The 13,233-nt window shown below is 38.9% G+C and carries 13 protein-coding genes; 2 read left to right on the forward strand and 11 right to left on the reverse strand.

Going from position 1 to position 13,233, the window contains the following annotated elements; genetic code table 11:
• Positions 1 to 2,364: an efflux RND transporter permease subunit gene (locus H9I37_RS10825; RefSeq protein ID WP_187382741.1), complete on the reverse strand. Its 2,364-nt coding sequence runs from the start codon at positions 2,362 to 2,364 to the stop codon at positions 1 to 3.
• A gap of 182 nt (positions 2,365 to 2,546) precedes the next feature.
• Between H9I37_RS10825 and H9I37_RS10830 the strand changes: the two genes are divergently transcribed.
• Entirely contained in the window at positions 2,547 to 3,185 is a 639-nt protein-coding gene (locus tag H9I37_RS10830) for a TetR/AcrR family transcriptional regulator (RefSeq protein ID WP_187382742.1), read from the forward strand.
• 194 nt (positions 3,186 to 3,379) lie between these two features.
• Here the strand turns inward: H9I37_RS10830 and larE are convergent, their stop codons facing one another.
• From larE to H9I37_RS10880, 10 genes are all read right to left on the reverse strand, one after another.
• Positions 3,380 to 4,189: an ATP-dependent sacrificial sulfur transferase LarE gene (gene larE, locus H9I37_RS10835; RefSeq protein ID WP_187382743.1), complete on the reverse strand. Its 810-nt coding sequence runs from the start codon at positions 4,187 to 4,189 to the stop codon at positions 3,380 to 3,382.
• Positions 4,190 to 4,191: 2 nt separating this feature from the next.
• Positions 4,192 to 5,442, reverse strand: a complete 1,251-nt coding sequence (larC, locus tag H9I37_RS10840) for a nickel pincer cofactor biosynthesis protein LarC (RefSeq protein WP_187382744.1) — start codon at positions 5,440 to 5,442, stop codon at positions 4,192 to 4,194.
• Between the two features lie 15 nt (positions 5,443 to 5,457).
• Entirely contained in the window at positions 5,458 to 6,213 is a 756-nt protein-coding gene (gene larB / locus H9I37_RS10845; protein ID WP_187382745.1) for a nickel pincer cofactor biosynthesis protein LarB, read from the reverse strand.
• Entirely contained in the window at positions 6,206 to 6,868 is a 663-nt protein-coding gene (locus H9I37_RS10850) for an energy-coupling factor ABC transporter ATP-binding protein (protein WP_222864238.1), read from the reverse strand. The genes larB and H9I37_RS10850 overlap by 8 nt, the downstream gene beginning before the upstream one ends.
• Before the next feature lie 33 nt (positions 6,869 to 6,901).
• A complete protein-coding gene (locus tag H9I37_RS10855) occupies positions 6,902 to 7,702 on the reverse strand; it encodes an energy-coupling factor transporter transmembrane component T (RefSeq protein ID WP_187382747.1) in 801 nt (266 codons plus the stop codon).
• A gap of 5 nt (positions 7,703 to 7,707) precedes the next feature.
• The gene (gene cbiM / locus H9I37_RS10860; protein ID WP_187382748.1) at positions 7,708 to 8,730 is read right to left on the reverse strand and encodes a cobalt transporter CbiM; all 1,023 of its coding nucleotides are present in this window, start codon (positions 8,728 to 8,730) and stop codon (positions 7,708 to 7,710) included.
• A gap of 138 nt (positions 8,731 to 8,868) precedes the next feature.
• Positions 8,869 to 9,279 carry a DUF3842 family protein gene (locus H9I37_RS10865; RefSeq protein ID WP_187382749.1) on the reverse strand — a complete coding sequence of 137 codons (411 nt, stop codon included), beginning with the start codon at positions 9,277 to 9,279 and terminating at the stop codon, positions 8,869 to 8,871.
• Between the two features lie 164 nt (positions 9,280 to 9,443).
• The gene (gene mnmA, locus H9I37_RS10870) at positions 9,444 to 10,616 is read right to left on the reverse strand and encodes a tRNA 2-thiouridine(34) synthase MnmA (protein ID WP_187382750.1); all 1,173 of its coding nucleotides are present in this window, start codon (positions 10,614 to 10,616) and stop codon (positions 9,444 to 9,446) included.
• 102 nt (positions 10,617 to 10,718) lie between these two features.
• Complete coding sequence (locus H9I37_RS10875) at positions 10,719 to 11,705, reverse strand: metal ABC transporter substrate-binding protein (RefSeq protein ID WP_187382751.1); 987 nt, start codon at positions 11,703 to 11,705, stop codon at positions 10,719 to 10,721.
• A gap of 96 nt (positions 11,706 to 11,801) precedes the next feature.
• Positions 11,802 to 12,101 carry a hypothetical protein gene (locus H9I37_RS10880; RefSeq protein WP_187382752.1) on the reverse strand — a complete coding sequence of 100 codons (300 nt, stop codon included), beginning with the start codon at positions 12,099 to 12,101 and terminating at the stop codon, positions 11,802 to 11,804.
• A gap of 151 nt (positions 12,102 to 12,252) precedes the next feature.
• Between H9I37_RS10880 and H9I37_RS10885 the strand changes: the two genes are divergently transcribed.
• The gene (locus tag H9I37_RS10885; protein WP_187382753.1) at positions 12,253 to 13,227 is read left to right on the forward strand and encodes a hypothetical protein; all 975 of its coding nucleotides are present in this window, start codon (positions 12,253 to 12,255) and stop codon (positions 13,225 to 13,227) included.
• Positions 13,228 to 13,233 lie beyond the last annotated feature (6 nt).

Here is a 13,233-nt window from a genome sequence, read left to right on the forward strand (position 1 = left end):
TTATTTCTTCTCCTTGAAAGGTTTTGTCACATAGATTAAAACAGGTGTCAAAGTGTAATCCGCTAACAAAGCTGAGCCCAATCCAACGATTGTGAGAAGTCCGATTCTGAACAAACACGCTACCGGACAACCAAGAAAGACTGAAAACATAGCGCACAAAATAAATGTGGTCATTCCAAGTGTTTTTCCTATCTCACGGAATGAGATTTTTAGCGATTCTTTATAACTGCCTGTACGCTCAAACTCAAGTTTGCAACGATTTGTAAAGTGAATTGTATCGTCTACCGCAATTCCCAAAACCATAGGCATTATTGTCATTGTCATCATATCGAGATCCATTTTAAAGTACCCCATAACAGCGCCAATAAAAACAACTGGAGCCAAATTTGGAATCATGCCGATTAAACCTGTAGTGATGCTTGAGAATGCAACAATCATCAAAACAGCAATGATTATAAAACTGAACATAAATGATTTTAATTCACCTTTTACAAGTTTTTCGTTCATCACCGCATAATTTATAACTTCACCTATGATCGAAGTTTTTGCCTCTGGATATACATCCTTTGCCCATTTTTTTGCGTTGTTTATATCTTCAACAATTTTATTTGCGTCATAGCCATTTAACTCGATGTGAATATATGTCGTAGAGTAATCAGAGGTCAACCATCGTGAAAGATTGTCTCCCCCACTTATCTCATACAAAAAAAGTTCCTGAGTAAGGAGTTCTTGGTCATCCGGCACGATATAAAAAGCAGGATCGTCCGCATTCAAACAGCAGTTCACCTCTTTAACAATATCAGTGACAGATGTAATTCTTGGCTCGTCTCCCGTCCATCGAGTAAGGTTGCCTTTTGAAAGGTATGCCTCGAGCAAATCGAGTTTTTTCATATTTTCCGGATTTTTGAATGCGTCTTCTTCCGGAAACTCAATCATCAAATTATAACTGTACTGGCTTCCAAGTTTTGCGTCGAGGATTGATTGAAGTTCTTTTATATAAGGGATTTTTCTTCCCATCATCTGCATGTAGTCCATATTTACGCCCATCTTAAAGCAGCCTGGAATACTTGCAATCACAATCGCAGTCCCAACTCCAATAATCCACCACCTTTTGCGCGCAACCCAAAGCCCCATGTTTTCAAAGAAAAGATCAGCCTTTGTGGGAACGTATTCAGCCTTTTGTTTTGCCTGAATTTCTTCAACTGCTTTCCGGTCTATTTTTCTGTCTTTTCCAAAACTCATGAATACAGGAATCAAAATGATTACATAGAGGTAAGTCGCAAACACAATTGAAGCGCAGATTCCTCCGACCCATTTGAGTTCCCCAATACCGACTGTCATAAAAGAAATCATGGAAGCCATTGTTGTGATTACAGTGAACAAAATTGGCCAACCGGTTTCTTGAACTGCCTTTATTACGCTGTCTACTCGTTTTCCTGTTGTGCGGAAATGAAGACGGAATTCGTTTATGTAATGAATTGAATATCCGACCGAGAGAGCCATTCCAAGAATAACCGGAAGAGCTAGCATTGTTATATTAGATTTTATGCCAAACAGAGAGGAATATCCTATTACTGTTACAATTCCTCCAACTGTCGCAATAATTGGAACAATCAGACCCCTTAAACTGCGCACAAAAAGCAAAAGGCAAAGAATCATGACAAAGAACCCGATTATGATTCTTTTTGCGCATTCCTTGTTTATAACTTCATTTTCTTCGGCTTCCGTATAAGCCCTACCAATGCCTTTTAAAGTGTATTCATCGCTTTTAAATTCATCAGCTTTTACAATACTAAGAGCCGCTTGACCAATTGGAACCTGTTCCTCCGACGCGTAATGATTTAAGCTTAGGATTACCCAAGTTTCTCGGCCATCATCGCTTACAAGATTGTTTACAAGCGAACGTCGCGAAAGTATAAAATCACGCTTTTCCTTAAGTTCGGCAGAATCTGTAGGAACTCCGTCCTCAAAAGGATTTATAACCTCAAACCCATCCTCTGTGCCTTTAGAGATTGACATATTCATAATTGAAGTGAGTTCGTTCGCATAAGGAACTTCCGCCAAAAGCCTTTTTCCAAGCCGATCAATTGCGTCAAGCACTTCGGGCTTAAAGACATCCTCAGCTTCTACAAGAACCATAATAGCGTCATCGCCACCAAAAATCTGATCGAATTTATTTTGATTGCGCTTTATCTCATCAGAATCCTCAAACCACCCATCATCGCTGTTATCTGCCTGAAATTTAGTGAGTCCCACCGCGCCCACAAAAGTGATGATTGCAAGAGCAATGATAAAAACAGTTCTGTGCCTTATCTGGATTTCGCCAAATTTTCTAAACCAATCGTTAAACTTTTCCACACTCATAGAAAATCTCCTTGATTTGAAACCGTTGGAGCCGCAAAACTTTTTGACAAACTCCAACGCGTTTATGATAATGGTAACAACGTTATCATGTCAATATTTTTTGATAACATTGTTATCAAAATCTTAGAATTTTACTTGCTAATCAGAGAAGTTTTAACTAAACTCTACTTGAGAGGCAGAAGATGGCAGAGTCGTCAATTGAGACAAAAAGAAGACTTCTTGAGAGCGCTAAAAAAGAATTTCTTGAAAAAGGTTTTATGGGAGCCTCTCTGCGCACAATCGCGGCCAATGCAGGAATGACGACAGGTGCGATGTATCGTCATTTTAAAAATAAAGATGATTTTTTTTGCACTCTAGTAGATGGGTCGATTGAAGTTGTAAAAAACGCAATAATGCAAGAAAACGATGCATTGAAATCTAATATAAACCCTATCAGCAAGGAGCATGAGGAAGAAGAAACAAAGATTTTCACAATGCTTCTAGATTACATATATTCTAATTTTGACACATTCACCCTCTTGCTCACAAAAGCCGCCGGAAGCACTCATGAAAATTTTCTTGAAGAGATGTGCGATTTATACACAAAAAGATGTGTTGAAACATTTAACATGATGTATGAAAAAAAATATATTGAGCACAGAGTTGACGCGATGATTGTCCACATAATTGCATCGAGCATGATAAACTCCTTCGTAGAAATAATTCTTCACAAAATTCCAAAACAAGAAGCAACAGCCTTTATAAAAAATATCAGAGATTTATTCCATTTTGGAACATTGCACGTTATGGGAATTTCTGCGGAATATAGCGACCAAAAATAATTTTTATATTTTTTTTTAAAACTAGTTGACATATTTTTAAATTATATTTATATTATAGCAAGGTTAGTTAATACTAACTTAAGAATTTATCTGGCATATAACCTGAATGCCTATAAAAACCATAATCACTTAAATACTGTGGAATGTTTTTTCTTGCTCCTACGTTCCACAGTATTTTTTTTATTTAAATAAAATCACAGTTTTCTGTCAAAACTTCCGCTTCTGAATCCTTGAATATCTAGAGTTACAAAATCAAATCCGAACTCCTTTAAATTTTTGTTAACTTGTTCCCGAATTTTTATCTGCATAAACTTTTCAAAATCTTGAGGCAAAAGCTCTATTCTAGCAAGGTTATTCTGACTGCGAACTCGAACCTGCCTGAAGCCGAGTTCAAACAAAAGTTGTTCCGCCTTGCCTACCATTATCAATTTTTCTTTTGTGATTTCTTCGCCATAAGGAAATCTCGTCGCAAGGCATGCCATTGAAGGTTTATCCCATGTTTGGATGCCAAGCTGTTTTGAGATGTTCCTGATTTCCAATTTGTTTAATCCGACAACGGCAAGAGGGCTTTTTATATCAATCTCTTTGATTGCCTTGAGACCAGGTCGGTAGACACATTGGTCGTCGATATTTGAGCCTTCGCATACGTTGCTGAATCCTTTTTTTGCAGCTTCCGATTTTATCATTGTAAAAAGCGCTTTTTTGCAGTGATAGCAGCGGTCAACAGAATTTTCACGGAAACCCGAAATCAAAAGCTCATCATACTTGATTTCTAAATGAGCTATATTTTCTTTTACGCAAAAAGTCTCCGCCTCACGGCGTTCACTTGGAGGAAAAGAATTTGCAACGAGAGTGATTGCAATCATCTTTTTTCCAAGTACATCGTGGCAAACTTTTGCAAGAAACGTTGAATCTATTCCACCGGAAAACGCAATCGCCGCATTGCCAAGCTCTTTAAAATATTCTTTTAAATCTGTCAGTTTTTGCTGTTCAATGTCAGTCATAATCAGTCGCTGCAGCAATCGCCGCTTTCTTTTTCGAGCATTTTTTTTGCTTCACGAAAGCTGATGTTGTTTTCAAGTGCGATTTTTTCAACATCGTCGAATTCTAATTTTGAGCGCTTTATTTCGTAACCTTGCGATATTTTTTTTCGTATTTCGCCAGCTGATGTTTTTACAGTTTTTATATCGCGCTCCAAAATATAGCGCTGGCACTCTTTTTGTCTGATTCCGATTGTCGTCGTGTGCTTAAAAAATGCTTTTACGATTTCATTTTTTTTATTGTTTGAACAAATAACGCTGATCAGAGAGCCCGGTCTATTTTTTTTCATATAGATTGCCGTTGTAAAAACTTCTCTAGCTCCGGCTTCAAAAAGCCTTCCGATCGCAAATCCGATTTCCTCGCCGGTCATGTCGTCGACGTTTGCATCGAGCTGGAAAACTTTATCTTTATCCGAAACTTCCTGTTCTGCATATTCAGAAAAGCCGTTTGCAGAGTTTAACACAGTTCCCATAAAAACTCTAACGCAATTTGCGGTTTCAAAATCTTTTTTACCGCAACCGATGCCGGTTTTTGAAATGCTCATCATCGGTCTTGAGCAAAAGCTTTTTACATAATATTTAAGGAGAGCCGCCCCGGTTGGCGTACAAAGCTCGCTATCTATATTTCCTTCATAATACGGAATGCCGCGGAGCAAATATTCGGTTGCAGGGGCTGGGACAGGCAAAGTTCCGTGCGCACAGTGTACGAAACCGCTTCCGACATTGATTGGCGATGCAAAAACAGAATCAGCTCCTATCAAATTCATAAGATAACACACCGATGTAATGTCCATAATCGCATCTTTATTGCCGACTTCGTGAAAATGGATTTCTTCAACGCTTTTCCCGTGTGCGTGGCTTTCGGCTTGAGCGAGAAGATTGTAAACTTTTATTACGTCTTTTTTTACTTTGTCGGCTATGTTCATTTTTCCGACGATTTCAACGATGTCGGACATTTTGTGATGCTCGTGGTGATGTTCATGATGATGCTCACAAACTGTTTCCTCTGTGCAACCGTCTATTAAAACCGAAACATAATTGCCTCTGATTCCGCACTTTTCTACACTTTTACATGAGATTTCAACACCATGAGGAGCCGCCGCCTGAAGAACGTTGAGCGCTTCATATCTCTTTTCTTCTGGAAGAAGGTCAAGCAAAGCTGCTGTAAGCATATCGCCTGCCACTCCCATTCTACATTCAATATATAAAGTTTTCATAAAACGTGCCTCTTACTATTTTATGTGATTTATCATGCTTGCCTGATAAGCAGCCCCAAACCCGTTGTCGATATTTACAACGCTGATTCCGCTGGCACAACTGTTCAACATCGAAAGCAAAGCGGAAATCCCACCAAAGCTCGCTCCATAGCCTACGCTCGTTGGAACTGCAATCACAGGGCAGTCCACTAATCCTCCAACAACACTCGCAAGCGCCCCTTCCATGCCGGCAATTGCTATAACGACTTTTGCGCTCATCAGAGAATCGAGATTGGAGAGAAGCCTGTGGAGACCAGCAACTCCTGCGTCATAAATACGAACAACTTCGTTTCCGAACGCTTCGCAAGTTTTTGCAGCTTCTTCCGCAACTGGCATATCGCTTGTGCCGCCTGTAACTACGGCGATTTTTCCTCGTCCGTCAGGAGCCGGAATCGTTCCGCAAACTCCCGTGCGGCTTATTTCGTCATATTCAAAATTGATGTTGCTATCTTTTTTCAATAAGTCTGCTGCAGCCGCATTCATTCTGGTAATTAAAACAGTTTTTTGCCCGGCGGAGATGGCAGATTTTGCAATCTGTAAAATCTGCTCAGGAGTTTTTCCCGCTCCGTAAATAACTTCTGCAATTCCTTTCCGTAGCGCCCTATGATGATCGATTTTTGCAAACCCGATATCTTCAAAAGGTGCTTCTTTTATTTTTAATAAAATATCATCTTCGCTCGCTTGCCCTTTTTTATATTTTTCAAGCAATTCGTAAAGCTCTTTTTTATCCAATTCTGTGCTCCTCCGTAATAGTGACAATTCTATCTACAAGCTCATTTAAAAGCGATTGCTCGTGAGTCGCTATGATAAGCGTTTTTCCGGCAGACTTCCACGCTTTCAAAAAATCAATCAAAACGACACGGCTTTTTTTGTCCAACCCGTTCATCGGCTCATCGATTATCAGCACATCGGGGTTCATAGAAATGACACAAGCGAGCGCCGTTTTTCTTTTTTCTCCGCCGCTCAGATGATAGGGAGCACGCTCTGCAATCGCTGTTAGTCCTAAAAGTTTCATGACATCGCTGCAACGAATTTCAATTTCATCTTCCGCCAACCCCATCTGCCGCGGACCGAAAGCAATTTCCTCTTTTACGCTTCCGCAAAACAATTGCGTTTCCGAGTTCTGAAAAACATAGCCAATTTTTGAATGAAATTGCTTTTCGAAAAGTTCATCTTTCATCGTTTTTTTTGAAATCTCTTTGCCTTCAAAAAAATAAGTGCCGGAAGATGCGAATATCAGACCGTTTAAAAGCTTTATAAGAGTTGATTTTCCGCTTCCGTTGTCGCCTTCAAGCCCTACGCTTTCGCCTTTTTCGATTGAAAGCGAGATGTCTACAAGAGAAGGGATATCGTCGTATTGAAAGTTGATGTTATTTAATTCTATCAAAGCCATAAAATACCGTTTTCGGTTGTTTTTCGATTATAAAATATAAATGAATAAAATGATGTAAAAAATCAACACAATAATTGGAAAAAAATCTAAAGGATTTATCTTTGATTTCGGATGTTCAAACTTGCCGCTAAAGAGCCTGCACTCCATTGACTGCCGAGTTTCTTCCGACAGGCTGATTGATTTTAGAAAAACTGTTCCCAAAATCCCTGAAAAACTTTTTCTTTTGCATTTATTTTTGCCGACACTCCGCAATTTCAGCGCAAAGAGCATTTCATGGGCGATGTTGCCTAAAATCAGGATATAGCTGATTGTGAGGTTCAAAATGAAAACAATAAACTGTGAGGATTTCGCTCTGCCGAAAACCCCTGTGATTTTATTCCACGGAGTCAGCAATGCGAACAGAGAAAGAATTCCCGTAGAGATAAAGACTTTTGCAGTTATTGTAATAAATGCGGTCGAGTGATATAAAAAATAAGACGGCAACATTATCAAAAAAGTAAAAAACGCTGTTGTTGTGCAAGTTGACAGCGTTTTCTTTAATACATCAATTTTTGAAAAACTTAAAAAAGATAAAAAACTCGCCAGCACAATTCCGAAAAAAAACATATTTTTCGATAGAGCGAGCAAAACAATCAGCCCGATAACAAGAACAAACCTCGCACCTGCGCGCAATTCGGTAATTTTTTCGTTTTTTCGGACGTGAAAGTGCCTGAACAAACGCAAGAATTCCAAAATACTCTTTGAAAGATATCTTTGGTTATCTTTCACTGGAAAATAATCGTTTTGCTTTGTTACCCATTGCGGCAAGATGTCTGTGTTTGTCTGCATTTTTTTTAATCTTTTTTTGTCTTAAATGAGCTGATGATGCGGAACAAAATCACGAGAACTGAAATTCCTATCACCGCAGAAATAATGTATCCCGCAACTTCAGGAATTCCCACAGATTCAAGGCTGTAATCAGGAATAAGAGAATTAAACTGAAATCCGTTTTCAAGACCGTTCGGAGTATATCCGAGCTTTTGCCCGCCGCTGACAACTTCCGCAATTTCATCTGCACCCCATTCTCCCCACGCAGTTCCTTCTGCAAGAAGTCCAAGAGGAACAAGCACTGTCAAAACTGCAAGCAAAATTCCTACAGGAAGCAGCTGTTTTTTCCCAGCCTTTTCTTCCATGTTTTCTTTAAGAAAAGCAGGAGCCGTCTTAGAGATAAACGCAAGAATTGCAACTGTAAATACAACTTCGGCAAGTCCAAAAATCGTGAGATGACCGATCATCATCGACGGAATCGAAATATTTAACCCATAAGGACAGTATAAAGCTTGTCCGGCTGCATTGTGAAACAGATATGGCTGAACGCCGAATTCAATTGCAGCGAGCAAAGCAGCAACGTTTATACCGACATAAGAGCTGAGCGCCGCACTGAGCAAACGATGTTGAACTTTTACATCACCGCCTTTTGAAAGAGCTTTTAACATCAGCCTGTAGATAAAATAGCCGATAAACGGCGCTGCAAACGCCATGTTGAAGCAGTTAGCTCCAAAAGAAAGGATTCCGCCATCGCCAAACAACAGCGCTTGCAAAAGCAATGCGACAGAAACTGCAAGGCAGGCAGCTTCCGGTCCGAGCAAAGTCGCAATCAAAGTTGCCCCGACAGCGTGTCCCGTTGTTCCTCCGGGAAGAGGAACGTTGAACATCATTCCGATAAAAGAAAACGCTGCACCAACTCCTATCATCGCAATTTTTTCTTTAGGCAATTCTCTTTTTACAGATTTTGCAGCACTATACCAAATTGGCAACATTGCAGCGGTAAAAACAACACAAGTTGAAGGCGATAAATAATTTTCAGGGATATGCAAAATGAACTCCTTATTCCCACACGGCTTAATAATTTTATGATTTTTGTTGTCGTGCGGTTTAAAATAAAAAAAGATATATCTCCATCCTTCAGAACGGAAATATACCTTCTTGGTATATGTGCATTCTATTGTTTTAAATTAGCAGGAACTTCTTTTTTTTATTTCGGCTACGGCAGCTTCAATTAAGCTGTCAACCTGATAATTTTGAACGCCTGCAATTGTATTTTTACAATGATAGACAGGTATCAAGATTCTGTCGGCTTTGCTCTGTCCGATTGCAACTGCCATCTTTGGAGTAATTTCTCCGTACATCGCATCTGCAATCACAATTCCCACGGGTCCGACGATGAAGTCGGCGTCTTTTGAACACACGACAACTGCATTTTCACCGGTCGCAGCGTGGTCTGCTCCAGCCTTAAGCATTGCAGCCGTAGCAACAGCGTTACTTCCGACTGCGACAATCTCAGAATCAGGGAAAGATCCCTTTAACGAAGCAACTGCCGCACGACCGATCCCGCCCCCTTGAGCATCTACAACCAAAATCTTCATTTGTAAACCTTCAACTTCTGTTGAATTCGATACCTTCTGATATCTGATTTCGTATTATACATTGAAAAAATCGAATTTGCAAAGAAGAAATATTCTTAGCTCTTCATCCTTAAATTCACACAGAAGTCAGAGATTTTTTAGGAAAGGTCATCATCGCCACTTTTCTAAAGGCTTTTTACGATTATTCCGCCGCCTAAAATCACGTTGTCTTTATAAATCACCACAGACTGACCTGGAGCAACTGCATTTTGCGACTTTTCAAAAGTGAACTTCCACGGCTGCCCTTTGTATTTATAATCGTCATGAGTATCTGGAGTGTAGCGGTCGACTGTCGCAATAATAGATTTGCTGCGTAACCTGATTTTTATCATGGCTTCAAAAACTTCATTCGGTTCTACATTTCCTGGCCAGACAAAATCATCGGCGATGAGAGAAGCTGAAGCCAATTCGTTTTTTTCTGCAAGGACAATTTGATTTTTTTCTGCGTCGATCTTCTGAACATAAAGCGGATTTGGAGCAGATACACCAAGACCTCGCCTTTGTCCAACTGTGTAGTGCTCAAGCCCGCGATGCCTTCCGATTACGGTGCCGTTTACATCTACAAAATCTCCGGGAACAGACGGTTTATCGGAAAAAAGTTCATCAAAAAACTTCATGTCTATAAAATCTTGGCTTTCTTTTTTGTCTGCCACAGCCAGATTTGCTTTACGTGCAAGTTCAAACACTTCTGTTTTATGAACCTGAGCAAGAGGAAATCGAACTTTTTCAAGAGTTTCCGATGAAAGTCTGTATAAAAAATATGTCTGATCTTTAGAGCTGTCGTCTGCACAAGCGATCATGCATGGGCGCTTGTCTGTTCCCCAAAGCCCTTGTTTTGGACGCACAATCATCGCATAGTGCCCCGTGCAAAAATAATCAAAATCGATTCCGAGTTTTTTTGTGCATTCCAAAAGAGCGCCGAACTTTACTAACTGATTGCAGCGGACGCAAGGATTCGGAGTCTTGCCTGCTCTATACTCATCTTTAAAATACTGCAAAACATCAGCGTTATATTCACGGCTTAAGTCGATTATGTGATATTCGATATCATGCTCTTTGCAGAATTTTGCACATTCTTCTGTGATTTCTTTTTTTTTAGGACCGTAACAAGCATCGGAATAAAAATCTTCTGTTTCAATTTCAGGAAGATGCCCGTCCCAGAGAGCCATTGTGACACCAACAACACGACATCCTTTCTGTTTCAATAAAAGTGCTGCAAGTGTTGAATCTACGCCACCGGACATTCCAACAACAACAGTTGACCCCGCCGGCGGTAATTCTAACGGTTCGTAAATCATAGCAACAACATAACAAGGATACCCCCGTTAGTCAATTGGTATAGATACAACCGTAAAATGCCGTCAGCGTAGCGCAGATTCTTTAAGATAAGAGCAGATGATTTATTTCAACGCTTCTTTCAAAACTTTAAGATTGTCCTTCATCACACCAAGATAAGATATTCCCTTTTTAATATCTTTTTTAGTTACCGACTGTAAAGAATCCATCTCCATGATTTTGCAATTTTTATTTTTTGAATTTCTGATAATCGTTTTTGCAATCTTCTGATTTGATTTTTCAATTGTAAGAACGACATTCAATCCTAGTTCATTTACTTTTTCAGAAAGGAATGAAACGGTTTCAAAACTTGCTTCTGTCTCCGCACTGCATCCTACAAACGCTGCATAGTATTTTATTCCGTAGTCATCAACAAGATATCGGAATGGGAAGCGGTCTCCAAAAAGCACAACTTTTTTATTCGAAGCATTTACTACATCAACAAATTCCGCATCAAGGGTTGCCAATTGTTTTGTATACGCAGCCGCATTTGCAGCATATTTTGCTTCATTTTTTGCATCGAGTTTTGAGATATTTTGTACAAGCGCATTTACAATAATTTTTGCATTTCTTACAGAAAGCCATACATGTTCATCGTATTCAGGGGCTTCATCGTGATGATGACCGTGGTCTTCATCTTCACCTTCATGATGATGTTCATCTTCAACGTCACACTGCATTCCCTCTACAACTTCTTCTTCGCGAACTCTGTCACCAAGAACTTCCATCATATTGACAACAACCATATTTTTGTTGCGAGCGTTAGAAAGGGCATCTTCAACCCATTCATCGCTTTCCCCTCCCACATATACAAACATGTCACAATCAGAGATTTTGGCAATGTCTTTGAAACTCGGCTGAAAACTGTGCAAATCGGTTCCTTTATCTTGAAGCAAAGTCACTTCAAAAGACTTATTTTCACCAAGAATATTGATAACCCAATCGTACTGAGGGTAAGTTGTACACACAATTGATTTTTTTGATGCGGCGAATGCAGAAGTTCCTGCAAGAATCAGCGCTGCCATCATTATTGATTTAATTAATTTTTTCATTTTTTCCTCTTTTTTCTGCTGTGCAGATTTTTGTTTTAGTTTTGAATGATTTTTACTGATATTTTGTTTTTATTGTGCACAAATGCAACGCAGAGCCTAATTGTTTAATTTAATTTTTTGAGAAACTAAAGTGCAGTTTTTTGTATTGCTTTGCGCAATTGAGAAAAGATTCAACCTGATAAAAAAATAGAAAATTGCCGACAGTGTCGCAAAAAATCCAAGCCCGATTCTCAAAAGTTTAAGATTTTCCGCCGAAACAGCTATGACATAACAGATTGGGCAAAAATCATCACTGCAATGAAATTTATGCTCCGATTCTGCGGCAGAATAAAAAATTGAGAAAACTGTAAGTAAAAAAAATATAACGGCAAAAATCGTTGCTCTTTTATCTTTCATTTTGCGACTTAGTCGCAAATTATACGAATTATATAAAGAATGTCAATGGTATGTCGGAAAATTATACGAATTCAGATTTCTAGCAATTTGACAATTTTTACCGATACAATATAAAATTATATCGAACAGCAAGCAGGTCAAGAGAATCAATATGTTCAAAAAACCATTTCGTATTTTTTTAGCAATTCTTTTATCATCAGTTTACACATCTTGTGCGAGTACAAATTTTTATGAAAAAAAGAATTCTCAAATCTTTCAAGACGATGTTATTATTTATGACGACGAATCTTATATCGTCGATGGCAAAACAAAGCGCAACACAAACACAATATACAAAAGCGCCGATGTCGAAAATATCCATATTGATGCATTTATCGTAAGCGACAAATTAAAACGAACTGAAAAGACTACGATGCTTTTTTATGACGATGATGTCCTAATCGCAGAAAAAGAGTTTTCGAACAAGCAACAACAAAAAAAAGAATTTAACAAAGAAAGAAAATATAAAGACGTTTGCTATGAAGCATATGAAAAAATTTCAAAGCAAAATCCGATTCAAGATGCGGCAGATTCAAAAGGCATCAAACAATTCGTTATCAATTATGAAAAAGCGAAAGTCGATAGCCAAACAGATTTTTCATACTTTTTCTACTGCATTTTTGGAAAGCCATTTGTTGTTCTTGGAAGCTCTTGTCTCAGCCTTTTAAAGTGCGCAGGCTATTCTTTTATAAATTTTATCGGCGGATACAGGACAATGACTGCTAATGACGGATTCTTTTGGATTATGCCCGATACAAAAAAAGACAAAATGAAAGCAGAGGAAGCAAAAGCCGCAAATGAAATTAGATATCCTGAATATCATAAGCCGTTTACAAAAAATCAGATAACGGTAAAGTCTTATACAATTGAAACAAACAATCGGTTTGCAGAAGACGATAAAGTCAAAATTATCAAAAATGAAGAATACCATTACAACAACAACATATCCGTAAGAAAATCGGCAGAGGCAGACGCAAAAGCGACGTCGTCAATTGTCGGCTGGATTGGGACAATCATCACTGTGCCGGTCTCTTTTGTAAGCTGGATTTTTGGCGCAATCTACGGATTCTACGCTTCGATTCGGTGAAGCGAT

It is taken from the genome of Treponema sp. Marseille-Q3903, assembly GCF_014334335.1.
Taxonomy (GTDB): Bacteria; Spirochaetota; Spirochaetia; order Treponematales; family Treponemataceae; genus Treponema_D.

Excerpts from the sequence above, each read along its gene's own strand:
- larE (WP_187382743.1), bottom strand. The coding sequence starts at position 4,189 with ATGACTGACATTGAACAGCAAAAACTGACAGATTTAAAAGAATATTTT.
- H9I37_RS10830 (WP_187382742.1), top strand. The coding sequence starts at position 2,547 with ATGGCAGAGTCGTCAATTGAGACAAAAAGAAGACTTCTTGAGAGCGCT.
- H9I37_RS10885 (WP_187382753.1), top strand. The coding sequence starts at position 12,253 with ATGTTCAAAAAACCATTTCGTATTTTTTTAGCAATTCTTTTATCATCA.
- H9I37_RS10825 (WP_187382741.1), bottom strand. The coding sequence starts at position 2,364 with ATGAGTGTGGAAAAGTTTAACGATTGGTTTAGAAAATTTGGCGAAATC.
- H9I37_RS10865 (WP_187382749.1), bottom strand. The coding sequence starts at position 9,279 with ATGAAGATTTTGGTTGTAGATGCTCAAGGGGGCGGGATCGGTCGTGCG.
- H9I37_RS10855 (WP_187382747.1), bottom strand. The coding sequence starts at position 7,702 with ATGCAGACAAACACAGACATCTTGCCGCAATGGGTAACAAAGCAAAAC.
- H9I37_RS10880 (WP_187382752.1), bottom strand. The coding sequence starts at position 12,101 with ATGAAAGATAAAAGAGCAACGATTTTTGCCGTTATATTTTTTTTACTT.
- mnmA (WP_187382750.1), bottom strand. The coding sequence starts at position 10,616 with ATGATTTACGAACCGTTAGAATTACCGCCGGCGGGGTCAACTGTTGTT.
- H9I37_RS10875 (WP_187382751.1), bottom strand. The coding sequence starts at position 11,705 with ATGAAAAAATTAATTAAATCAATAATGATGGCAGCGCTGATTCTTGCA.
- larC (WP_187382744.1), bottom strand. The coding sequence starts at position 5,442 with ATGAAAACTTTATATATTGAATGTAGAATGGGAGTGGCAGGCGATATG.